This is a genomic window from Corynebacterium sp. LK2590, assembly GCF_040946105.1.
Classification (GTDB): domain Bacteria; phylum Actinomycetota; class Actinomycetes; order Mycobacteriales; family Mycobacteriaceae; genus Corynebacterium.
On the sequence record NZ_JAYWMH010000002.1, the window covers coordinates 424,722 to 447,636 of the forward strand.

Genomic DNA, 22,915 nt, shown 5'->3' on the forward strand with positions numbered 1-22,915 from the left:
TAATCTGCAGCAGATCCATTAAGGAAGGTAGGCAAACTGTGGCTGATCGCCTTGTCGTCCGCGGCGCCCGCGAGCACAACCTGCAAGGGGTAGATATCGACCTGCCCCGCGACAAAATGATTGTGTTCACCGGCCTGTCCGGCTCGGGCAAGTCCTCGCTGGCTTTCGACACCATTTTCGCAGAGGGCCAGCGCCGCTACGTGGAGTCACTGTCTTCCTATGCCCGTATGTTTCTGGGGCAGATGGACAAGCCGGACGTCGATTTCATCGACGGCCTGTCCCCGGCCGTGTCCATCGACCAGAAGTCGACCAACCACAACCCGCGCTCGACGGTCGGCACCATCACGGAGATCTACGACTACCTGCGCCTGCTGTTTTCGCGCGCGGGCACGGCGCACTGCCCGAAGTGCGACGCCGTCATCGAGCGGCAGACCCCGCAGCAGATTGTGGACACGGTCCTGGAGCACGAAGAAAAGCTGAAGTTCCAGGTGCTCGCCCCGGTGGTGCGCAAGCGCAAGGGCGAGTTCGTCGACCTCTTTGCCGACCTGGCCGCCCAGGGCTTTGCCCGCGTGCGCGTTGACGGCGAGGTCCACCAGTTGTCTAATCCGCCGAAGCTGAAGAAGCAGATCAAACACGACATCGAGGTGGTCGTCGACCGCCTGCAGGTCAAGGCCTCCCAGAAGCAGCGCCTGACGGATTCGGTGGAGACGGCCCTGCGCCTGGCCGAGGGCCTGGTGAGCATCGATTTCGTGGACCAGCCAGAACTCAACCACACCTATTCGGAGAAGGCCGCCTGCCCGAACGGGCACCCGCTGACCATCGAGGAATACGAGCCGCGCGCCTTCTCCTTCAACTCGCCGTTCGGCGCCTGCCCGGTCTGCGACGGCCTGGGCACCCGCCTCAAGGTCGACGAGGACCTGCTCATCCCGGACCCGGACGCCCCGGCTGTCGATGCCGTCCAGCCCTGGCACTCCAGCCCCAATAGCCGCTACTTCGTCAAGCTGGTCGAGGGCCTGGGCAAAGCGCTGGACTTCGATCCGCACGCCCCGCTGAGCTCGCTGACCGACGAGCAGCGCGATGCCTTGATCCACGGCACCGAGCAGGAAGTCCACGTCCGCTACAAGAACCGTTACGGCCGCCAGCGCAACTGGACCGCCCCCTTCGAGGGCGCGGTGGGCTTTATCGAGCGCAAGCTGGAGACCACCGACTCCGACTCGCAGAAGGACCGCCTGCTGCAGTACACGCGCCAGGTGCCGTGCCCGACCTGCCACGGCTCCCGCCTGAAGCCGGAAATCCTGGCCGTGCGCCTGGCCTCGGGCGCACACGGCGAGCAGTCCATCGCGGGGCTGACGGCCCTGTCCATCGAGGACGCCTCCGAGTTCCTGTCCACGCTGCAGCTGGGCCACCGCGAGGAGATCATCGCCGGCGCGGTGCTCAAGGAGATCCAGGCGCGCCTGCGCTTCCTGCTGGACGTCGGCCTGAACTACCTGACCTTGGACCGCGGTGCGTCCACGCTGTCCGGCGGCGAGGCCCAGCGCATCCGCCTGGCCACCCAGATAGGCTCCGGCCTGGCGGGCGTGCTCTACGTCCTAGACGAGCCGTCCATCGGCCTGCACCAGCGCGATAACCAGCGGCTCATCGCCACGCTGCAGCGGCTGCGGGATATCGGCAACACCCTGATCGTCGTCGAGCACGACGAGGACACCATCCGCCAGGCGGACTGGCTGGTGGATATCGGACCGCGCGCCGGCGAATACGGCGGCCACGTGGTCTACCAGGGCGAGCCGGACGGCATCGAAAGCTGCGAGGACTCCCTGACCGGGCAGTACCTGTCCGGGGCTAAGGTCCTGGCGGTGCCGGATCACCGCCGCGAGATCGACAAGCAGCGCGTGCTGAAGATCGTCGGCGCCCGGGAGAACAACCTCAAGGGCATCAACGTGACCATCCCGCTGGGCGTGCTGGTCTGCGTGACCGGCGTGTCCGGTTCGGGCAAGTCCACCGTGGTCAACCAGATCCTGGCCAAGACCCTGGCCAACGAGCTCAACCGCGCGCGCCAGGTGCCCGGCCGCGCCAAGCGCGTGGAGGGCATGGAGCACCTCGACAAGCTGGTGCAGGTTGACCAGAGCCCCATCGGGCGCACCCCGCGCTCGAACCCGGCGACCTACACGGGCGTGTTCGACAAGATCCGCAACCTGTTTGCCGAGACCCAGGAGGCCAAGGTGCGCGGCTACAAAGCCGGGCGCTTCTCCTTCAACGTCAAGGGCGGGCGCTGCGAGGCCTGCCACGGCGACGGCACCCTGAAGATCGAGATGAACTTCCTGCCGGACGTCTACGTGCCCTGCGAGGTTTGCAACGGCGCGCGCTACAACCGCGAGACGCTCGAGGTCCAGTACAAGGGCAAGAACATCGCCGAGGTGCTGAACATGCCGATCTCGGAGGCCGCCGAGTTCTTCGAGCCGATCACCTCCATCCACCGCTACCTGCACACGCTGGTAGAGGTGGGCCTGGGCTACGTGCGGCTGGGCCAGGCGGCGACGACCCTGTCCGGCGGCGAGGCCCAGCGCGTCAAACTGGCCTCGGAGCTGCAGAAGCGGACCAACGGCCGGACCGTCTACATCCTGGACGAGCCGACCACGGGCCTGCACTTCGAGGACATCCGCAAGCTGATGCTGGTCATCCAGGGCCTGGTGGACAAGGGCAACTCGGTCATCATCATCGAGCACAACCTGGACGTCATCAAGGCCGCCGACTGGCTAGTGGACATGGGCCCGGAGGGCGGCAACGGCGGCGGCACGGTCGTCGCGGAGGGTACTCCGGAGCAGGTCGCGGCCGTCGAAGGCTCCTATACCGGGCAGTTCCTCGCCGACGTTTTGACCCCGGCCGGCAAGTAGCCGAGTTGGCCGCGGAAAGGGGAGCGGGGCCGCGATTTGGTGGGCCGCGGGTGGCGTGCTAATGTTGTTGGCACTACCGCCCGTGGTACCTTCCATAAGGTTTCCGGGTCACAAGCGGAGATTCTCCCACCCCCAGCCGCCTAGAGCAGGCAACGGGTCAAAAGGTAACCGAGCCCCTCGGGGCGCGGTATCTAGGTGAGACCTCCCGGCTGTCAGTTTTGGCAGGCGGGTTTCTTTGTTTGTGGCGTTGGTAGGCGAATTAACTATTGACCCTTCTCACTTAGGAGACACACAATCAGCGCTGAAGCTCGCATCAATGAGCGAATCCGAGTACCCGAAGTTCGTCTGATCGGACCCGAGGGTGAACAGGTAGGAGTTGTCCGTACCGACGACGCCCGCAAGGTTGCGTACGAAGCCGATTTGGACTTGGTCGAGGTTGCCCCGAAGGCGAAGCCGCCGGTGGCCAAGATCATGGACTACGGCAAGTACAAGTACGAGCAGGCCCAGAAGGCTCGTGAGGCTCGCAAGAACCAGCAACAGACTGTGGTCAAGGAGCAGAAGTTCCGTCCTAAGATCGATGACCACGATTACGAGACCAAAAAGGGCAATGTTGTTCGCTTCCTCGAAAAGGGCTCCAAGGTCAAGGTGACCATCATGTTCCGCGGTCGCGAGCAGTCGCGTCCGGAACTCGGTTTCCGCCTGCTGGAGCGGCTGGCTGAGGACGTCGCGGAGGTCGGCGTCGTCGAGTCCCGCCCCAAGCAGGATGGCCGCAACATGACCATGGTCTTGGGCCCGGTTCGCAAGGGTAAGAAGTAGACCACACACTAGGGATTTAAGGACTTAATTCTCATGAAGCAGAAGACCCACAAGGGCACCGCCAAGCGTATTAAGGTGACCGGTTCCGGCAAGCTGCGCCGTGAGCAGGCTGGCCGTCGCCACCTGCTGGAGGGCAAGCCCTCCAAGCGCACCCGTCGTCTGAAGGGCACCGAGGCTGTCGCCCAGTCCGACGTCAAGCGCGTCAAGCGCCTGCTCGGCCGCTCCTAGTAGCGCCGAACCCACCCCACCTCAATACCGTCGAGAAAGATTTAAGGAAGTACTACCGTGGCACGAGTAAAGCGCTCTGTGAACGCCAAGAAGAAGCGTCGCGCGATTCTGAAGTCCGCTAAGGGCTACCGTGGCGCCCGTTCCCGCCGCTACCGCATTGCGAAGGAACAGTGGCTGCACTCCATGACTTACGCTTACCGCGATCGTCGCGCCCGTAAGTCCGAGTTCCGCAAGCTGTGGATCCAGCGCATCAACGCTGCAGCCCGCATGAACGACCTGACCTACAACCGTCTCATCCACGGCCTGCGCCTAGCTGAGATCGAGGTCGACCGCAAGATCCTGGCCGAGCTGGCCGTCAACGACTTCGACGCCTTCTCCGCGCTGTGCGACGCCGCCAAGGCCGCCCTGCCGGAGGACGTCAACGCCCCGAAGGCTGCCTAAGCCTTAACGGCTCTCGGAGTAGTTTCACTACTTCGCCTTCCACCCCGCGCCCGCCACTGTTTAACAGTGCGCCGGTCGCGGGGCTTTTTGGTATCTGGGCCTGCGGTCCCCGTGCGGGTGGGTGGTGGCCTGACTGCTAGATTGGCGGGTATGACACTGGACTTTTCCCAACCTCTAACCGAACGCACGCCCCGCGTGGCCAAAGCCACGAAGCTGCACCGCGCCGCGGCCCGCCGGAAGGCCGGCGCTTTCCTCATCGAGGGCGAGAACGCCGTCGATGCCGCCGTGTCCACCGGCGCAGCCACCGACGTCTTCGCCACCGAGCAGGCAGCGTCGCGTTTCTCGGAGATCCTTACCGCCGCTGGCTATATGGACGTCTACGTCCACCCCATTACGGACAAGGCCGCCAAGTCGCTGTCCGACACCGCGACGACCACCGGCCTGTTCGCCGTATGCCGCCCAGTGCTGTGGTCGGCCGGCAAGATCCTGGCGGGCAAGCCCTCGCTGGTTTCGGTGCCGGTGCTGACCAGCGAGCCGGGCAACGCCGGCACCCTGATTCGCACCTCGGACGCGATGGGCGCCGACGGGGTCATCTTCGCCGGCGAGACCGTCGATCCGCTGGGCTGCAAGGTGGCGCGGGCCTCGGCCGGCTCGCTGTTCCACGTGCCGGTGGCGCGCGAGACCAACGTCAAGGACGTGCTGGGCCAGCTGCGCTCCCACGACCTGCAGATCCTGGCCACCGCCGCCGATGGGGAAGCGGATCTCGCGGACGTGGATCTCTCGCAACCGACGGCCTGGCTCTTCGGCAACGAGGCCCACGGGCTGGGCCGGGACCTACTGGACCAGGCGGACCTGCGGGTGCGGATCCCGATTCGGGGCCGCGCCGAGTCCCTCAATCTCGCGACCGCCGCCAGTATCTGCCTCTACGAGTCCGCCAAAGCGCAGAGCTAGCCCGAACTAGCCCGAACTAGCCGGGGTTGACGCAGGGATAAAATTCCCGCCCCGGCGCCGGTGTGCACGGTAACAGCGGGTAACATAGCCTGCGTTAGTTTAAGCGTGAGAAGAAGGTTGAAGCTACGTGTCAGATACCCCCGAGATTGAATTGACAGAGGCGGCCCTGGCCGCGGCCGCAGACGAGGCCATCGCCGCGTTTGAGGGCGCCGAGGACCTAGCCGGGCTGGCGCAGGCGCATCGGGAGCACTTGGGCGAGCAGGGATATATCCCGCAGGCCCGCAAGTCCTTGGGATCGCTGCCGAAGGACCAGCGCAAGGACGCCGGGAAGGCTGTCAACATGGCGCGCGGCAAGGCCGAGAAGCGCTACGCGCAGCTGAAGAAGGAGCTCGAAGAGCGCGCCCGCCAGGAACAGCTGGTCGCGGAGACGGTGGACGTGACCATCCCGACTACCCGCGCCCAGACCGGTGCGCTGCACCCGATTACGGCGCTGTCCGAGCGGATCGCCGACATCTTTGTGGGCATGGGCTGGGAGATCGCCGACGGCCCCGAGGTCGAGGCCGAGTACTTCAACTTCGACGCGCTGAACTTTAAGCCGGATCACCCGGCCCGCACGCTGCAGGACACCTTCCACGTCTCCGTGGAAGGCTCCAAGCAGGTGCTGCGCACGCACACCTCGCCGGTGCAGGTACGCACCATGCTGGACCGCGACGTCCCGCTGTACATCGCCTGCCCGGGCCGCGTCTTCCGCACCGACGAGCTGGACGCCACCCACACCCCGGTCTTCCACCAGGTCGAGGGCCTGGCCGTCGACAAGGGCCTGACCATGGCCCACCTGCGCGGCACCCTTGACCACCTGGCCCAGGTGCTCTTCGGGCCGGAGACCAAGACCCGCATGCGCACCAACTACTTCCCGTTCACCGAGCCGTCGGCCGAGGTCGACGTTTGGTTCCCGAACAAGAAGGGCGGCGCCGGCTGGATCGAGTGGGGCGGCTGCGGCATGGTCAACCCGAACGTGCTGCGCGCCGTCGGGGTCGACCCGGCCGAATACACCGGCTTCGCCTTCGGCATGGGGCTGGAGCGCACCCTGCAGTTCCGCAACGGGCTGTCCGACATGCGCGACATGGTCGAGGGCGATGTCCGCTTCACCCTCCCGTTCGGAATCCAGGCCTAGGCCGCTACCCAGACTCTTAGAAAGGAAGAATTCACCACATGCTTATTTCGCAAGGCTGGGTAACCCGCGTGCTTGGCACCCAGAACCCGGACTGGTCGGTCAGCGCTGAGGAGCTCGACAGCGGCTTTGTGCGCGTCGGCTTCGAAACCGAGGGCTACGCCGCGCTGCCGGAGTCGACCGGCCCGCTGGTCATCGGCCGCGTCGAGGAGATTGAGGAGCTGACCGGCTTCAAGAAGCCGATCCGCTACTGCCAGGTCAACGTGGGCGAGGCCAACGGCACCGGCGAGCTGCAGGGCATCATCTGCGGCGCCCGCAACTTCCGCGAGGGCGACTACGTGGTCGTCGCGCTGCCCGGCTCCGAGCTGCCCGGCGGCTTCAAGATTGCCGCGCGCGAGACCTACGAGCACATCTCCAACGGCATGCTGGCCTCGGCCGCCGAGCTGGGCTTCGGCGAGAAGGCCGACGGCATCATCACCCTCGGGGAGGACGCCGGCCCGGTCGGCCGCGACGCCCGCGAGATCATCGGCCTGGACGAGACCGTCTTCGACGTCAACATCACCCCGGACCGCGGCTACGCGCTGTCGGTGCGCGGCCTGGCCCGCGAGGTGGCCTCGGCCTTCGACGCCGACTACCGCGACCTGGCCGAGGACCCGGCCGCCGCGGGCATCGATACCGCCCACGTACCGGCGGCCGACGATGCCGCCGGCGCCCTGCCGGTCGACCTGCGGGAGGAGACCAAGGCCCAGCGCTTCGGCCTGCGCAAGGTCACCGGCATCGATCCGCACGCGCGCACGCCGTTCTGGCTGGAGCGCGAGCTCATGCTCTCCGGCCAGCGCAGCGTCAATCTGCCGACCGACGTCACCAACTACATCATGCTGCTGCTCGGCTCGCCGATGCACGCCTTCGACGCCAACCAAGTCTCCGGCGGGCTGGTCATCCGCAACGCCCAGGCAGGGGAGAGCTTCCAGACCCTGGATCACGTAGACCGCACTCTGGACGCCGAGGACGTCGTCATCTGCGACGACAACGGCATCCAGTCCCTGGCCGGCGTGATGGGCGGAACCACCTCGGAGATCTCGGACGATACCACCGACGTCATCTTCGAGGCCGCCATCTGGGATCCGATCACCGTGGCGCGGACCTCCCGCCGCCACAAGCTGTCCTCGGAGGCCTCCCGCCGCTTCGAGCGCGGCGTGGACCCTGCCTTGGTAGAGGTCGCCCTGGACTACGCCTGCGCACTGCTGCAGCAGCTGGCCGGCGGCACCATCGAGGCCGGGCGCACGCTCATCGGCGAGGTCGCGCAGCCGGCCGCCATCGAGCTGCCCGTGGATATGCCCGGCCGCTACGCCGGCGTCGACTACTCGCTCGAGACCGTCGTTAACCGCCTCCAGGAGGTCGGCTGTCAGGTCGAGAACGCGGACTCCGAGACCTTGTCGGTTACCCCGGCTACCTGGCGCACGGACATCGGCATGGACGTCGACCTCATCGAGGAAGTCCTGCGCCTAGAGGGCCTGGCTGACATCCCGTCCGTCCTGCCGACCCCGCGCGGCGGCCGCGGCCTGACCCCGGCGCAGAAGCGCCGCCGGGCGATCGGCCACAGCCTGGCCTACTCCGGCTACGCGGAAATCATCCCGTCGCCGTTCGTGGCCAACGACACCTTCGACGTCTGGGGCCTGGCTGCCGACGATGCCCGCCGCCAGACCGTCGCCGTACAAAACCCGCTGGAGGCTGACAAGGCCCAGCTGTCGACGACCCTGCTGCCGAATATCCTGGAAGCGCTCAACCGCAACGTCTCCCGCGGCCAGGCCAACCTGCGCCTGTACGGCCTGCAGCAGGTCTCCTTCCGCCGCGCGGACGTCACGCCAATGCCCTCTGTCGAGTCCCGTCCGGACGACGAGACCCTGGCCGAGCTGCTGGGTACCCTGCCGGAGCAGCCGCTGCACGTAGCCACCGTCTCCGCCGGCTTCGCGGACAACCCGGGCCCGTGGGGCGAGGGCCGCGCCTACACCTACGCGGACGCCATCGAGTCGGCGCGCATCGTCGCGCGGGCGGCCGGCGTGGAGCTGGACGTGGAAGCCGCTAGCGAGCTGCCGTGGCACCCGGGCCGCTGCGCCGCGCTGAAGGTGGGCGAGAAGGTCGTCGGCTACGCCGGCGAGCTGCACCCGCAGGTGCTGGAGAAGCTGGGCGCGCCGGAGCGCACCTGCGCCATGGAGCTGGATGTTACGGCCCTGCCGCTGGACGAGCGCTTCCCGGCGCCGGTGCTCTCGGCCTTCCCGGCCCTGCACCAGGACATCGCTCTGACCGTCGCCGAGGACGTGCCGGCCGAAAAGGTCCGCCGCGTCATCGCGCAGGGCGCGGGCGATCTGCTCGAGTCCGTGGAGCTCTTCGACGTCTTCCGCGGTGAGCAGCTGGGCGAGAACCAGAAGTCGCTCGCGTTCAAGCTGCTCTTCCGCGCCCCGGACCGCACGCTGACCGACGAGGAGGTCAACGCGCACCGCGAGGCCGCCGCCGCTTTGGCCGAGCAGGAGCTGGGAGCGAAGATCCGCGCCTAGTTCCCGCCCGCACCTACCCCCGCCGCACCCAGCGGCGGGGGTTTATGCATTTTCGGGGGTAGTAAAAACGCTAGAAAACGGAGAAAACAGCGAAAGATTCGTGAATAACGTACATTCGAGTGCATATTCATCTATGCTCTTCGCTATGAGTATTCACGTCGCACTAGCTGGCGCCACCGGGTACGCCGGTGGCGAAATCCTCCGCCTCCTGCTGTCACACCCCGCGTACCGCCGTGGCGACCTGACCATCGGGTCGCTGTGCGCGCATTCCCAGGCCGGGGCTCCCGTGGCCGAGGCCCTCCCGCACCTGGCCGAGCTGGCCGACCGCACGCTGGAGGACACGACCGTCGAGACACTGGCCGGCCACGACGTCGTCTTCCTGGCCCTGCCGCACGGGCACTCGGCCGCCCTGGCCCAGCAGCTGCCCGAGGACGTCCTGGTCATCGACTGCGCCGCCGACTTCCGGCTGAAAAGCCCGGACGCGTGGGCGGACTACTACGGCACCGATCACGCCGGCTCCTGGCCCTACGGCTTGCCGGAGCTGCCCGGCCACCGGGAGGAAATTTCCGCCGCGCGCCTCGTGGCCGTGCCGGGCTGCTTCCCGACGGCCGTGACCCTGGCGGCCTTCCCGGCCCTGCAGGGCGGCATCGTGGAGCCGAGCTTCGACGTCGTCGCCGTGACGGGGCTTTCGGGTGCGGGCAAGAAGGCCGCGGTAGCCTTCAGCGGCTCCGAGACCATCGGCAACGTCAAGGCCTACAGCCTGGGCGGCACCCACCGGCACACCCCGGAGATGGTCCAGAACCTTTCCGAGCTGGTCCCTGGCGTCACCGTCAGTTTCACCCCGGTGCTCGTACCCATGACGCGGGGAATCCTGGCCACGGTCTCCGCCCCGCTAGCCGCCGATGTTCCCCAGGACGCGGCCGCCGTAGCGGACGCCGCCCGGCGCGCTTACGTCGCGGCCTACGCGGACGAGGCCTTCTGCCAGCTCTTGTCCGAGGGCGTCCAGCCGCAGGTCAAGCACGTCGTCGGATCGAATTTCGCCCAGATCCAGGTCCACGTCGACGCGGGGGCGCGCCGCCTGATTATGACCTGCGCTATCGACAACCTGACCAAGGGTACGGCCGGGGCAGCGGTACAGTGCCTCAACCTCGCCCTGGGCTGGGAGGAAACCGCCGGACTGACCGGCACCTCCGTCCTGCCCTAGAGCGGGACCAACATTCCCGCCACTAACCCTCGCCCCATCTTTCAAGCACCTTTTAGGAGAACCCCCATGCAGACTCACACCCCAGGACCTGACGCCGCCCCGGAAGAACTAGGCGTCGTGACCCCGGCCGGGTTTAGCGCTTATGCCGCGACCGCCGGCCTTAAGCCCTCCGGCAACCCCGATATGGCGCTGGTCGTCAACGAGGGCCCGTCCAGCGCGGCCGCCGCGGTCTTTACCCAGAACCAGGTCGTGGCAGCACCCGTCAAATACAGCCGGAAGGCCGTCGCTGACGGCAGCGTACGCGCCGTGGTGATCAACTCCGGCAACGCGAACGCCTGCAACGGCGCCCAAGGCGACCAGGACGCCGAGACCATGGCCCAGGCCACGGCGCAGGCCCTGGGGGTGGCGCCGCAGGAGGTCGTGGTGTGCTCGACCGGCATCATCGGCGAGCCGATGGATATGCCGGTGGTTGCCGGTGGCATCGACAAGCTGGGCGCTCAGGCAGCCCAGGGCGCGGGCGCGACGGCTAAGGCCGCGGGGCAGGCCGCGCAGGCCATTATGACGACCGACACGGTGCCTAAGCAGGCCTCGGCGCGGCGCGAGGGCTGGTCCGTGGGTGCTATAGGCAAGGGCGTGGGCATGCTGGCGCCCTCGCTGGCGACGATGCTCGCCGTTATCACCACGGACGCCGACGTCACCTCCGAGCAGCTTAAGACCGCGCTGGAAGCGGCGATGCCGAAGACCTTCAACACCCTGGACATCGACGGTTCGACCTCCACCAACGACACGGTGGTGGCCCTGGCCTCGGGCCGGGCGGGCATTACCCCCGACCAGGCAGAGCTCAACGCCGCCATCCACGAGGTCTGCGCCGCGATCGCCGCGCAGATGCAGTCCGATGCCGAGGGCGTGACCAAGCGCGTGCAGATCACGGTCACCGGTGCCCAGGACGATGCCGCCGCTCTGGTAGCCGCGCGCACCCTGGGCCGGGACAACCTCTTCAAGTGCGCGATGTTCGGCTCCGATCCGAACTGGGGCCGGGTGCTGGCCGCCGTCGGCATGGCGCCGGTGGCGATGGACCCGGACGGCATAGCCGTGCGCTTCAACGGCCATGCGGTCTGTGAGAACACCACCGGCACGCCGACCGCCCGCGAAGTGGACCTCAGCGGCACCGATATCGACGTCGAGGTCGACCTGGGCACGGGCGGCGCGGGGCAGGCGACGGTGCGGACGACGGACCTGTCGCACGCCTACGTCGAAATCAACTCCGCCTACAGCTCCTAGGTGCAGCGGCTTCGGATAAGCAGGAACAAGGACTAGGGGAGAAAGAAGAGCAATGAACAATCCCACTACGGACCGGCTCAGCGACGGGCAGCGGGCCCAGATCCTGGCGGAGGCGCTGCCGTGGCTGAAACACTTCCGCGACAAGATCGTCGTGGTCAAATACGGCGGCAACGCCATGGTCGACGATGCGCTCAAGGAGGCCTTCGCCGCCGACATGGTCTTCCTGCGCACTGTGGGCGCCAAGCCCGTGGTCGTCCACGGCGGCGGCCCGCAGATCAACGCGATGCTAGAACGCGTCGGCCTGCACGGCGAATTCCGGGGCGGCTTCCGGGTTACCACCCCGGAGGTCATGGAGGTAGTGCGGATGGTGCTCTTCGGCCAAGTCGGCCGGGAGCTGGTCAACCTCATTAACTCCCACGGGCCCTACGCGGTGGGCACGTCGGGGGAGGACGCCGGGTTGTTCCGGGCCCGTCGCCGCGAGGTCACCATCGACGGCAAGGGCTGCGACGTCGGCCTGGTCGGCGAAATCACCGAGGTCAACCCCGCGGCCGTGCGCGACATCATCGATGCCGGCCGCATCCCGGTGGTCTCGACCATCGCCCCTGGCGATAGCGGGGAGGTCTACAACATCAACGCCGACATCGCCGCCGGCGAGCTGGCTGTCGGGCTGGGCGCGGAGCGCCTTATTATGCTGACCAACGTCGAGGGCCTCTACACGGACTACCCGGACCCGGACTCGCTGGTCTCGAAGCTCGAGGCCAGCCAGCTCCGCGAGCTGCTGCCGCACCTGGACTCCGGGATGATCCCCAAGATGGAAGCCTGCCTCAAGGCGGTGGAAGGCGGGGTGAAGGCCGCGCACGTCATCGACGGCCGCCAGGCCCACACCGTGCTCTTGGAGCTGATGACCATGGGCGGCATCGGAACGATGGTGCTGCCCGACGATTACCAAATCAACAATTACCCGGCCGGAACGGTCTTTAGGAAGGACGACGCGAAATGAGCACCACTCCGCAGTGGAATGACGTCATGATGAACAACTACGGGACCCCGCCGCTGACCCTACGCAGCGGGTCGGGCGCCTGGGTGACCGACGACGCCGGGAAGGACTACCTGGATCTGGTGGCGGGCATCGCCGTCAACGCGCTGGGGCACGCCCATCCGGACATCGTCGCCGCGGTGAGCGAGCAGGTTGCCCGCCTAGGCCACGTGTCCAACCTGTGCGCCTCCGAGCCGACGCTCCAGGTGGCGGCCGCCCTGCGGGACAAGGTGGGCGATTCCAGCGCCCGGGTCTTCTTCTGTAACTCCGGCGCGGAGGCCAACGAGGCCGCCTTCAAGCTCGCGCGCCTGACCGGGCGCCGGCGGATCCTGGCCGCCCACGGTGGCTTCCACGGCCGCACCATGGGCTCGCTGGCGCTGACGGGCCAGCCGGACAAGCAGCGCGCCTTCCGCCCGCTGCCCGGCGGGGTGGAGTTTTTCACCTACAACGACATCGACTACCTGCGCACCCTGGTTGAGCAGGACCCGGCCGATACGGCCGCCATCATCCTGGAGCCCATCCAGGGCGAGGTCGGCGTGGTCCCGGCCACGCCGGAATTCCTGCGCGCCGCCCGCGCGCTCTGCGACGAGCACGGCATCCTGCTGGTTATCGACGAGGTGCAGACCGGCATCGGCCGCACGGGCTCGTTCTTCTGCCACCAGCAGGCGGGCATCCAACCCGACGTCATCACCCTGGCCAAGGGGCTGGGCGGCGGCCTGCCGATGGGCGCGACGATTGCCCGCGGCAAGGCGGCCGAGCTGTTCACGCCCGGCTCCCACGGCACGACCTTCGGCGGCAACCCCGTGGTCGCGGCCGCGGCCCAGGTGGTCATCGACCACGTCGACGAGGCCTTCTGCCAGCGGGTCCAGGACGCCGGAGCCGCCCTGCGCGAGGGCCTTTCCGCCCTGGAGCAGGTGGACTACGTCCGCGGCCAGGGCCTCTTGCTGGGCGTCGTGCTCAACCAGCCGCTGGCGAAGAAGGCCGTGCAGGCCGGTTACGACCACGGCCTGCTGCTCAACGCCCCCAACGAGTACGTGCTGCGACTGTGCCCGCCGCTGGTCCTGACCGACGCGGACATCGACTTCGCGGTCAAGCACATCGCCGCCATCCTGGGCGAGCTCAGCAAGTAGCGGCAACATCCGCGAGCCCATCCCTGCGGATTATGCACCAACCGCTATAAAATAAGATTCGTAGATACATCGAAAGGACAACGAACGATATGACTTCCGCCCCCAAGCTTCGGCACTTCCTTGCCGACGACGACCTGAGCCCCCAGGAGCAGGCCGAGGTGTTGAACCTGGCGCTGGAGATGAAAAAGGACCCGTACGGCTACCGGCCCCTCGAGGGCCCGCAGACCGTCGCGGTGCTATTCGATAAGACCTCGACGCGCACGCGCTTTTCCTTCGGCGCCGGCGTGCCGCAGTTGGGCGGCCACGCGGTGGTCTCGGACACCTCGGAGACCCAGATCGGCAAGGGGGAGTCCATCCAGGACACCGCCGCGGTGATGTCGCGGTTCGTCTCCGCCATCGTCTGGCGCACCTTCGCCCACCAGAACCTGGTGGACATGGTGGAAACCGCCACGGTCCCGGTGATTAACGCCCTCTCGGACGACCTGCACCCGTGCCAGATCCTGGCCGACTTGCTCACCTGCGCCGAGAACTTCGGTGGGGTAGAAAATCTCCGCGGGAAGAAGGCTGTCTACTACGGCGACGGCGCCAACAACATGGCCAACTCCTACCTGCTGGGCTTTGCCACGGCCGGCATGGACATCACCATCTGCTCGCCGGCACAGTTCCAGCCGGAGCAGCGCTTCGTTGACCGGGCGCGCGCTCGGGCGGAGGCCACCGGTGCTAACGTCGTTGTCAGCGATGACGTTGCGGCCGGGGCCGGCGCCGACGTGGTGATCACGGATACGTGGGTCTCCATGGGGCAGGAGGGCGACGGCAAGGACCGCCGCACCCCGTTCCTGCCGTATCAGGTCAATGACGACGTCATGGCGGCCGCGGCCGACGACGCCATCTTCCTGCACTGCCTGCCGGCCTACCGCGGCAACGAGGTCACCGCCGAGGTGATCGACGGGCCGGCGTCCCGCGTCATCGACGAGGCCGAAAACCGAATGCACGCCCAGAAGGCGCTGCTGACGTGGTTGTTGGAACGAAAGGACAGCTAGATACATGACCGTGCCGAGTACCCGGAACGCGCGTCAGGCCAAAATCCTGGAAATCCTGGGCAAGACCCGGGTGACCAGCCAGGTGCAACTTTCCGATCTGTTGCTGGACGAGGGAATCGATATCACCCAGGCGACGCTGTCGCGGGACCTGGACGAGCTGGGCGCTAAGAAGGTCAAGCGCGACGGCGGGCGTTCCTTCTACAAGGTCGGCGGGGAGCACGAGGACTTCGATGACCAGGTCAACGGGCCCCGGGAGAAGCTGCGCCGCATGGTCGACGAGCTGGTGGTCTCCCACGACCACTCCGGCAACATCGCCATGCTGCGCACCCCGGCGGGTGCGGCCCAGTACCTGGCCAGCTTCATCGACCGCGTGGGCCTGCCGGACGTCGTCGGGTGCATCGCTGGCGACGACACGGTCTTCGTCCTGGCGCGCGAACCGCTAGCCGGCAAGGAGCTGGGGGAGCGGCTGACCGGGCGCAGCTCCACGAGCGAGTAGACCTGGCAGACTAGGGCCAGGGGTGAGGCGCGGGGTGGCGGAGTTTGTTCCCCGCGCTCCCGGTGGATAATATTTATCCAGATGAATTAATTGCAGACAACCGTGCTCAAGAAGGAGAAGATTCGCAATGAGTGCACGCGTAGTGCTGGCCTATTCCGGCGGCCTGGACACCTCGGTGGCCATCCCGTACCTGGCCAAGATGACCGGCGGCGACGTCGTCGCGGTGTCCCTGGATCTCGGCCAGGGTGGGGAAGACATGGAGTCGGTCCGCCAGCGCGCCCTGGACTGCGGCGCCGTCGAGTCCATCGTCATCGACGCCAAGGACGAGTTCGCTGAGGAGTACTGCCTGCCGACCATCCAGGCCAACGGCATGTACATGAAGCAGTACCCGCTGGTTTCTGCTATCTCTCGCCCGCTCATCGTCAAGCACCTGGTCGAGGCCGCCCAGGAGCACGGTGGCACCCACGTCTCCCACGGTTGCACCGGCAAGGGCAACGACCAGGTGCGCTTCGAGGTCTCCTTCCGCGCCCTGGATCCGTCCCTGGAGATCATCGCCCCGGCTCGTGACTACGCCTGGACCCGCGATAAGGCCATCGCCTTCGCCGAGGAAATCGATCTGCCGATTGAGCAGTCCGCCTCCTCGCCGTTCTCCATCGACCAGAACGTCTGGGGTCGCGCCGTCGAGACCGGCTTCCTCGAGGATCTGTGGAACCCGCCGACAAAGGACCTCTACGCCTACACCGAGGATCCGGGCCTGGGCAACGCCCCCGACGAGGTCGTTATCTCCTTCGAGAAGGGCAAGCCGGTGGCCATCGACGGCCAGCCGGTGACCGTCCTGCAGGCCATCGAGCAGATGAACCAGCGCGCCGGCGCCCAGGGCATCGGCCGCCTGGACATGGTCGAGGACCGCCTGGTGGGCATCAAGTCCCGCGAGGTCTACGAGGCCCCGGGCGCTATCGCGCTGATCAAGGCGCACGAGGCGCTGGAGGACGTGGCCGTCGAGCGCGAACTGGCTCGCTACAAGCGGCTTACCGATGCCCGCTGGTCCGAGGAGGTCTACGACGGCCTCTGGTTCTCCCCGCTGAAGAAGGCGCTGGACCAGTTCATCCAGTCCTCCCAGGAGAACGTCACCGGCGACATCCGCATGGTCATGCACGCCGGTTCCATCGTGGTCAACGGCCGTCGCTCGGGCCAGTCCCTGTACGACTTCGACCTGGCCACCTACGACACCGGCGACGCCTTCGACCAGACCGCGGCTAAGGGCTTCGTGCAGCTGCACGGCCTGTCCACGCAGATCTCCAACCAGCGCGACCGGGACGGCGGCTTCCGCACGGGGGCGAAGTAGATGCAGCCGCACAAGACGAACGAGGGCGCCCTCTGGGGCGGCCGGTTCTCCGGCGGTCCCTCTGAGGCGATGTTTGCCCTCAGCGTGTCCACCCACTTCGACTGGGTCCTGGCGCCCTACGACGTGCTGGCCTCCCAGGCCCACGCCCGCGTCCTGCACAAGGCCGGCCTGCTCAGCGATGCCGACTTCGAGACCATGATTGCTGGTCTCCAGCAGCTAGGTAAGGACGTCGCCTCCGGCGAGTTCACGCCGAACGCCCACGACGAGGACGTCCACGGCGCCATGGAGCGCGGGCTCATCGAGCGCGTTGGCCCCGAGGTGGGCGGCCGGCTGCGCGCGGGCCGCTCCCGCAACGACCAGGTTGCGACCCTGTTCCGCATGTGGGTCCGCGACGCCATCCGCGACATCACGGCGCAGATCACCGAGCTGATCGACGCGCTGGTCGAGCAGGCGGGCGCGCACCCGGAGGCCATCATGCCGGGCAAGACGCACTCGCAGGCCGCCCAGCCCATCCTGCTGGCGCACGAGCTGCTGGCCCACGCTCAGCCGCTGCTGCGCGATATCGAGCGCTTCCAGGACCTGGACAAGCGACTGGCTATCTCGCCTTACGGCTCCGGTGCCCTGGCGGGCTCCTCGCTGGCGCTGGACCCGGAGGCCATCGCCGAGAAACTCGGTTTCGACGCCGCGGCGGAGAACTCCCTGGACGCTACCGCCTCGCGCGACTTTGCCGCGGAGACCGCCTACGTTCTCACGCAGACGGCCATCGACATGTCGCGCCTGGCCGAGGAGATCATCTACTGGTGCACGCCGGAATACGGCTACGTCAGCCTGGATGACGCCTGGTCGACGGGCTCGTCGATTATGCCGCAGAAGAAGAACCCGGACGTTCCGGAGCTGACCCGCGGCAAGACCGGCCGTCTCATCGGTAACCTGACGGGCCTGCTGGCCACGCTCAAGGCGCAGCCGCTGGCCTACAACCGGGACCTGCAGGAGGATAAGGAGCCGATCGTGGACTCGGTCGCCCAGCTCAACCTGCTGCTGCCGGCGATGACGGGCCTGGTCAGCACCCTGGTCTTCCACGAGGACCGGATGCGCGAGCTGGCCCCGCGCGGGTTTACGCTCGCCACCGACCTGGCCGAGTGGATGGTGCGCCAGGGCGTGCCCTTCCGCCAGGCGCACGAGGCCTCCGGCGAGTGCGTGCGGATCGCCGAGGAACGCGGCGTCGATCTCATCGATCTCACCGACGCGGAGTTGGCGGGGGTCCACGAGGCGCTCACCCCGGAGGTGCGCGAGGTGCTGACCATCGACGGCGCGGTTGCCTCCCGCTCTACCAAGGGCGGCACCGCGGGTGTGCGCGTGGCGGAGCAACGCGAGCTGGTCGCCCAGCGCAATTCTCAGGCGAAGACCTGGGCGGAGACTCCGGTGATTCCCGGCGCCCAGAAATAGCACCGGCTAGCTGGCATAGCCACCATTAACGAACCGGCGCGGTTTCGTTGCCTCCTGTGGTGAGGCGACAAGGCCGCGCCGGTTTTTGCATCGGTGGGGCAGGGCTACCTCTTTCGGGGCTAGTGGTTCTCACCGTACGGCGTTCTGTTTTCTGTGGTGGTGGGGGTGTCTCCGGGGACAGTCTGAAAAACGAGACTAGCGAAGGTGCTGCCAGTCACACATCTTTGAAGTGTGTACTACAGTTCACTCAAGCGGATGTGATCCGTGCTACTTAATCGTGGACAGATTTAGAAAGCCAACCTATGACAACCAATCCAACGGGCTCCGAGTCAGCCCCCCACGAGGCAGAACGCAACGTCTACGCCTCCGAGGACCATGGCTTGCAACAGGGGATGGGCAACCGCCAGCTCCAGATGATTGCCATTGGCTCCGCTATCGGCACCGGCCTCCTTCTGGGCACCGGTGCGCGCCTCGAACAAGCCGGCCCCTCCTTGGCCGTGCTCTACCTCATTTGCGGTATGTTCGGCTACGTCATCCTGCGCTCGCTCGGCGAGCTCATCGTCTACCGCCCGAGCTCCGGCTCGTTCGTGTCTTATGCCCGTGAGTTCTACGGCGAGAAGACGGCGTTCGTGACCGGCTGGCTCTACTGGGGCAACTGGGCCATGACGCTGGTGGCCGACGCCACGGCCGTGGCCCTCTACATCAAGTGGTTCTCCCAGTACACCCACTGGATCGAAGACATCCCGCAGTGGGTGCTGGCCCTGCTGGTCATCGGCGGCATCCTGCTGTTCAACATGATGTCGGTCAAGATTTTCGGCGAGCTGGAGTACTGGTTCTCCATGATCAAGGTCGTCGCCCTGCTCATCTTCATGCTGGTGGCCATCGGCGTGGTCATCTTCGGCCACCCGAGCGGCGACCCGACCGGGTTTAGCCTGATTTCTGACGCCGGCGGCTGGCTGCCGAACGGCTTCATCCCGGCCGTCATCGTCATCCAGGGCGTGGTCTTCGCCTACGCCGGCATCGAGCTGGTCGGTACCACCAGTGGTGAGACTAAGGACGTCGAGAAGCATATCCCGCGGGCGGTCAACAACGTCCTGTTCCGCATCCTGGTCTTCTACTTCGGCTCCGTGCTGCTGCTGACCCTGGTCCTGCCGTACACCGAGTACATCGCGAACGTCTCGCCGTTCGTGACCTTCTTCGAGTCCCTGGGTATCGCGGCCGCGGCCCCGATCTTCCAGCTGGTGGTCATCACCGCGGCGATCTCCTCGCTGAACGCCGGTCTGTACTCGACCGGGCGCATCATGTACAACATGTCGACCGCTGGCTCCGGTCCGAAGTTCGGTGCCCGGATGTCTAAGTCGGGCGTGCCCTACGGCGGCATCGTTATGGCGGCCTTCGTGGGCCTGGCGGGCGTGTTCCTGAACTTCATTGTTCCGGAGGCGGCCTTCGAAATCGTGCTGAACCTGGCGGCGCTGGGCACGCTGGCATCGTGGGCAGCTATCGCCCTGGCGCACCTGAAGTTCGTGCGGCTGTCTAAGAGCGGGCGCTACACGCGGCCGGAGTATCGCTCGCCCTTCGGCGCGGTCGGGGACTGGGCCACCCTGGTCTTCATCGCCGTGGTCATCGTCCTGATGGCCTTCGACTACCCAATCGGCACTTACGCGCTGGGCGCCTCCATCCTGCTCATCCCGGTCTTCATGGTGATGTGGTTCGCCTGGCGCGACCGCATCCGGGCCATTGCCGATGAGCGCCGCGCCAAGCACCTGCCGACCTCTAGCTTCCCGGCTGCCCCGCAGTCGGACCTGCACCCGCGCGATCGAAAGTAAGTAAGATCTCTAACGGCTATGGCTGAGCGCTGGGATACACCCCGGCGCTTGGGGAAGCGACATCGTTAGTAAAAGGAAGGAAGATTAAGAAACTATGGTCAAATTCGTCGACGTTGAGAACATGGCGCGCTGGATCCAGCGCGACGGCGTAGAAAACATCATTACCGGCATGGTCGAGTACTTGGAGAGCGATTACCGCCGTTGGGAGCGCTTCGACAAGATCCCGCGCGTGGCCTCCCACACCCCGTTCGGCGTCATCGAGCTCATGCCGACCTCCGACGGCGAGGAGTACGCCTTCAAGTTCGTCAACGGCCACCCGTCCAACCCGGCCCGCGGCTTCCAGACCGTGACCGCCTTCGGCGTGCTTGCCGACGTGGACAACGGTTACCCGACCTTCGAGGCCGAGATGACCCTGCTGACCGCCCTGCGCACGGCCGCGACCTCCGCGATGGTGGCCAAGTACCTGGCCCGCAAGGATTCCAAGCGCATGGCCATGGTGGGCGCCGGTTCGCAGTCCGAATTCCAGGCGCTGGGCTTCCGCGGCGTACTGGGCATCGAGGACATCACCATCTACGACATCGACCCGGATGCCGTCGAGAAGTTCAAGCGCAACCTGGAGCCGCTGGGCTTCAACATCACCGCCTGCAACAGCGTCGACGAGGCCGTGCTGGGCGCTGACATTATCACCACCTGCACCGCGGACAAGGCTCAGAACCAGATTCTGGCCGAGCGCCACGTCGCCCCAGGCGTGCACCTCAACGCCGTCGGCGGCGACTGCCCGGGCAAGACCGAGCTGGAGGCCTCCATCCTGGACAAGTCCAAGGTCTTCGTCGAGTTCCCGGAGCAGACCCGCATCGAGGGCGAAATCCAGCAGATGCCGGAGGACTTCCCCGTCACGGAGTTCTACCAGGTCCTGACGGGCCAGGCGACCGGCCGCGACGACGACGAGCAGATCACGCTCTTCGACGACGTGGGATTCGCCATCAACGACTTCTCCGCGCTGCGCTACGTCCGCGACGCGGTCAAGGGCACCGAGCTGGAGACCGACATCGACATCATCGCCAACCCGGACGATCCGAAGGATCTGTTCTCCCTCGTGGCGAACGTTCCCTCCCTGATCTAGCCCACAGCGCACGCGGCTAAACCACGTGCGCAATTGCCTTCGCCCCGCCTCCCGCGGCCTCGTACCGATGGGGAAGCGGGGCTTTGTCGCGTCCGAAGCCTCCACCGGCGACCGCAGCGGAGGACTCGCCGCCGGAAAGGGCGGGGCCAAGGCCGCAGGGTGGAAGCGCAACGGGTACGATGAGGGCCATGAGTTGTGACCCCGCCCTCCTAGACATTTTGGTTTGTCCGCAGGACAAAGGCCCGCTGGAGTATATCGAGGACCAGCAGGTCCTAGTAAACAAGCGCTTGGGGATCGCCTATCCCATCGAAGACGGCATCCCGGTCATGCTGGCCGACGAGGCCAAGAAATGGCCGGCCTAGGCCCAGTTCCAGGGGCGCCCCGAAACCAAAACTAAGAAGAGATCTACTAGAAGGACGACGATTTTCATGAATATCATCGATGAGTTGCAATGGCGCGGGCTGATCAACCAGTCCACGGATCTTGAGGCCCTGCGCGAGGCCTGCGAGCAGCCCATCACCCTGTACTGCGGCTTCGACCCGACCGGTGACTCCCTGCACGCCGGCCACTTGGTCCCGATGATCATGCTGCGCCGCTTCCAGGAAGCCGGCCACCACCCGCTAGCTCTGGCTGGTGGCGCTACCGGCTTCATCGGCGATCCGCGCGACGTCGGGGAGCGTTCCATGCTCTCCGAGGACGTTATCGAGAAGAACCTCGAAGCAATTAAGGGCCAGCTGCGTCGTTTCGTCGACTTCGACGGCGAGAACGCCGCAACCCTGGTCAACAACGCTGACTGGACGATGAACATGTCCGTCATCGACTTCCTCCGCGACGTGGGCAAGAACTTCTCGCTGAACACGATGCTGGATCGCGACACCGTCAAGCGCCGCCTGGAGGCCGACGGCATTTCCTACACCGAGTTCTCCTACATGCTGCTGCAGTCCAACGACTACGTGCAGCTGCGCCGCAACTACGACTGCGTTCTGCAGATTGGCGGCGGCGACCAGTGGGGCAACATCGTTTCCGGTGTGGACCTGAACCGCCGCGTCGACGGCGCCAAGGTGCACGGCCTGACCGTGCCGCTGGTCACCGATGCCAGCGGTCAGAAGTTCGGCAAGTCCACCGGTGGCGGCAAGCTCTGGCTAGACGCGGAGAAGACCTCCCCGTACTCCTGGTACCAGTACTTCCTGAACGCTGGAGACTCCGTGGTTATCGACTACCTGCGCTGGTTCACCTTCCTGACCCAGGACGAGATCGCCGAGTACCAGGAGAAGGTAGAGACCGAGCCGTACAAGCGTGAGGCTCAGCGCCGGTTGGCCCAGGAAATGACCGACCTGGTCCACGGAAAGGAAGCCACGAAGTCCGTCGAGCTCGCTGCCCAGGCGCTGTTCGGCAAGGCCAGCCTGACGGACCTGGACGAGGAGACCCTGTGCGGCGCGCTGTCCGAGACCGAGGTCGCCGAGATCGAGGCGGGCCAGCCCCGAACCATCGTGGATCTTCTGGTCGCCAGCGGCCTGGCTGATTCGAAGGGCGCGGCCCGCCGCACCATTAAGGAAGGCGGCGCCTACGTCAACAACGAGCGAGTCGAAGACTCGGAGTGGGAGCCGTCCGACAGCGACCTGCTGCACGGGGCATGGTTGGTTCTGCGCCGCGGCAAGAAGAACTTCGCCGGCGCCAAGTTCGTCTAAAACCCGCCGAAGGCAGTAACCGGCAGCGCCAAAAGTTAACCCGTCACCACCTGGTGGCGGGTTTTTATTGTCTAGCAGGGGATTTGTGGAAAATTAAAGGGGTGTGTAAATTAGTCCGAGTCGCCGCGAGAGCAGGTGACAGGGAGTTAAACTCCAGGTTGACTTTGGTTTAAAAGTTGGTCTAAGATTTAAACCCCAGTTACAAAACACGAACTTCGCTAGACAATAGCGCGGAACGGTTTTGCAA

General features: G+C 66.2%; 19 protein-coding genes. All 19 read left to right on the forward strand.

Annotated features, from left to right (window positions below; translation table 11 throughout):
• Window positions 1-38: 38 nt before the first annotated feature.
• The 19 genes from uvrA (at window position 39) to tyrS (ending at window position 22,668) form a co-directional block, all read left to right on the forward strand.
• A complete protein-coding gene (gene uvrA, locus VVR85_RS04605) occupies window positions 39-2,891 on the forward strand; it encodes an excinuclease ABC subunit UvrA (protein WP_368519767.1) in 2,853 nt (950 codons plus the stop codon).
• A gap of 294 nt (window positions 2,892-3,185) precedes the next feature.
• Window positions 3,186-3,707 carry a translation initiation factor IF-3 gene (gene infC, locus VVR85_RS04610; RefSeq protein ID WP_290226283.1) on the forward strand — a complete coding sequence of 174 codons (522 nt, stop codon included), beginning with the start codon at window positions 3,186-3,188 and terminating at the stop codon, window positions 3,705-3,707.
• A 33-nt stretch (window positions 3,708-3,740) separates the two neighbouring features.
• Window positions 3,741-3,935: a 50S ribosomal protein L35 gene (gene rpmI, locus VVR85_RS04615; protein WP_070769319.1), complete on the forward strand. Its 195-nt coding sequence runs from the start codon at window positions 3,741-3,743 to the stop codon at window positions 3,933-3,935.
• A gap of 57 nt (window positions 3,936-3,992) precedes the next feature.
• Window positions 3,993-4,376, forward strand: a complete 384-nt coding sequence (rplT, locus tag VVR85_RS04620) for a 50S ribosomal protein L20 (RefSeq protein WP_290226108.1) — start codon at window positions 3,993-3,995, stop codon at window positions 4,374-4,376.
• Between the two features lie 150 nt (window positions 4,377-4,526).
• Window positions 4,527-5,327 carry a TrmH family RNA methyltransferase gene (locus VVR85_RS04625; RefSeq protein WP_368519768.1) on the forward strand — a complete coding sequence of 267 codons (801 nt, stop codon included), beginning with the start codon at window positions 4,527-4,529 and terminating at the stop codon, window positions 5,325-5,327.
• 127 nt (window positions 5,328-5,454) lie between these two features.
• Window positions 5,455-6,501 carry a phenylalanine--tRNA ligase subunit alpha gene (pheS, locus tag VVR85_RS04630; protein WP_368519769.1) on the forward strand — a complete coding sequence of 349 codons (1,047 nt, stop codon included), beginning with the start codon at window positions 5,455-5,457 and terminating at the stop codon, window positions 6,499-6,501.
• A gap of 38 nt (window positions 6,502-6,539) precedes the next feature.
• Window positions 6,540-9,053, forward strand: coding sequence for a phenylalanine--tRNA ligase subunit beta (gene pheT, locus VVR85_RS04635; protein ID WP_368519770.1), 2,514 nt, complete (start codon window positions 6,540-6,542; stop codon window positions 9,051-9,053).
• 145 nt (window positions 9,054-9,198) lie between these two features.
• A complete protein-coding gene (gene argC / locus VVR85_RS04640; protein ID WP_368519771.1) occupies window positions 9,199-10,257 on the forward strand; it encodes an N-acetyl-gamma-glutamyl-phosphate reductase in 1,059 nt (352 codons plus the stop codon).
• Between the two features lie 66 nt (window positions 10,258-10,323).
• A complete protein-coding gene (gene argJ, locus VVR85_RS04645) occupies window positions 10,324-11,538 on the forward strand; it encodes a bifunctional glutamate N-acetyltransferase/amino-acid acetyltransferase ArgJ (RefSeq protein ID WP_368519772.1) in 1,215 nt (404 codons plus the stop codon).
• Between the two features lie 52 nt (window positions 11,539-11,590).
• A complete protein-coding gene (gene argB, locus VVR85_RS04650) occupies window positions 11,591-12,538 on the forward strand; it encodes an acetylglutamate kinase (RefSeq protein WP_368519773.1) in 948 nt (315 codons plus the stop codon).
• A complete protein-coding gene (locus VVR85_RS04655) occupies window positions 12,535-13,704 on the forward strand; it encodes an acetylornithine transaminase (protein ID WP_368519774.1) in 1,170 nt (389 codons plus the stop codon). The genes argB and VVR85_RS04655 overlap by 4 nt, the downstream gene beginning before the upstream one ends.
• Window positions 13,705-13,793: 89 nt before the next feature.
• A complete protein-coding gene (gene argF / locus VVR85_RS04660) occupies window positions 13,794-14,744 on the forward strand; it encodes an ornithine carbamoyltransferase (RefSeq protein ID WP_368519775.1) in 951 nt (316 codons plus the stop codon).
• Window positions 14,745-14,748: 4 nt separating this feature from the next.
• Window positions 14,749-15,240 carry an arginine repressor gene (locus VVR85_RS04665; protein WP_368519776.1) on the forward strand — a complete coding sequence of 164 codons (492 nt, stop codon included), beginning with the start codon at window positions 14,749-14,751 and terminating at the stop codon, window positions 15,238-15,240.
• A gap of 127 nt (window positions 15,241-15,367) precedes the next feature.
• On the forward strand, window positions 15,368-16,585 hold the full coding sequence (locus tag VVR85_RS04670) for an argininosuccinate synthase (RefSeq protein ID WP_368519777.1): 1,218 nt from the start codon (window positions 15,368-15,370) through the stop codon (window positions 16,583-16,585).
• Window positions 16,586-18,031 (forward strand): argininosuccinate lyase, encoded by a 1,446-nt coding sequence (argH, locus tag VVR85_RS04675; protein ID WP_368519778.1) that lies wholly within the window; start codon window positions 16,586-16,588, stop codon window positions 18,029-18,031.
• Window positions 18,032-18,333: 302 nt separating this feature from the next.
• Window positions 18,334-19,857, forward strand: coding sequence for an amino acid permease (locus tag VVR85_RS04680; protein WP_409338171.1), 1,524 nt, complete (start codon window positions 18,334-18,336; stop codon window positions 19,855-19,857).
• A 94-nt stretch (window positions 19,858-19,951) separates the two neighbouring features.
• Window positions 19,952-20,980: an ornithine cyclodeaminase gene (locus tag VVR85_RS04685; RefSeq protein ID WP_368519779.1), complete on the forward strand. Its 1,029-nt coding sequence runs from the start codon at window positions 19,952-19,954 to the stop codon at window positions 20,978-20,980.
• 188 nt (window positions 20,981-21,168) lie between these two features.
• A complete protein-coding gene (locus VVR85_RS04690; protein ID WP_070769337.1) occupies window positions 21,169-21,342 on the forward strand; it encodes a Trm112 family protein in 174 nt (57 codons plus the stop codon).
• A gap of 66 nt (window positions 21,343-21,408) precedes the next feature.
• Entirely contained in the window at window positions 21,409-22,668 is a 1,260-nt protein-coding gene (gene tyrS, locus VVR85_RS04695; RefSeq protein WP_368519780.1) for a tyrosine--tRNA ligase, read from the forward strand.
• Window positions 22,669-22,915: the final 247 nt, after the last annotated feature.

Bases quoted from the DNA above. Each gene is read 5' to 3' on its own strand.
- VVR85_RS04680 (WP_409338171.1), top strand. From the start codon at position 18,334: ATGACAACCAATCCAACGGGCTCCGAGTCAGCCCCCCACGAGGCAGAA.
- argJ (WP_368519772.1), top strand. From the start codon at position 10,324: ATGCAGACTCACACCCCAGGACCTGACGCCGCCCCGGAAGAACTAGGC.
- tyrS (WP_368519780.1), top strand. From the start codon at position 21,409: ATGAATATCATCGATGAGTTGCAATGGCGCGGGCTGATCAACCAGTCC.
- VVR85_RS04670 (WP_368519777.1), top strand. From the start codon at position 15,368: ATGAGTGCACGCGTAGTGCTGGCCTATTCCGGCGGCCTGGACACCTCG.
- argC (WP_368519771.1), top strand. From the start codon at position 9,199: ATGAGTATTCACGTCGCACTAGCTGGCGCCACCGGGTACGCCGGTGGC.
- VVR85_RS04625 (WP_368519768.1), top strand. From the start codon at position 4,527: ATGACACTGGACTTTTCCCAACCTCTAACCGAACGCACGCCCCGCGTG.
- VVR85_RS04685 (WP_368519779.1), top strand. From the start codon at position 19,952: ATGGTCAAATTCGTCGACGTTGAGAACATGGCGCGCTGGATCCAGCGC.
- argH (WP_368519778.1), top strand. From the start codon at position 16,586: ATGCAGCCGCACAAGACGAACGAGGGCGCCCTCTGGGGCGGCCGGTTC.
- VVR85_RS04665 (WP_368519776.1), top strand. From the start codon at position 14,749: ATGACCGTGCCGAGTACCCGGAACGCGCGTCAGGCCAAAATCCTGGAA.
- argF (WP_368519775.1), top strand. From the start codon at position 13,794: ATGACTTCCGCCCCCAAGCTTCGGCACTTCCTTGCCGACGACGACCTG.
- pheT (WP_368519770.1), top strand. From the start codon at position 6,540: ATGCTTATTTCGCAAGGCTGGGTAACCCGCGTGCTTGGCACCCAGAAC.
- rpmI (WP_070769319.1), top strand. From the start codon at position 3,741: ATGAAGCAGAAGACCCACAAGGGCACCGCCAAGCGTATTAAGGTGACC.
- VVR85_RS04690 (WP_070769337.1), top strand. From the start codon at position 21,169: ATGAGTTGTGACCCCGCCCTCCTAGACATTTTGGTTTGTCCGCAGGAC.
- argB (WP_368519773.1), top strand. From the start codon at position 11,591: ATGAACAATCCCACTACGGACCGGCTCAGCGACGGGCAGCGGGCCCAG.
- VVR85_RS04655 (WP_368519774.1), top strand. From the start codon at position 12,535: ATGAGCACCACTCCGCAGTGGAATGACGTCATGATGAACAACTACGGG.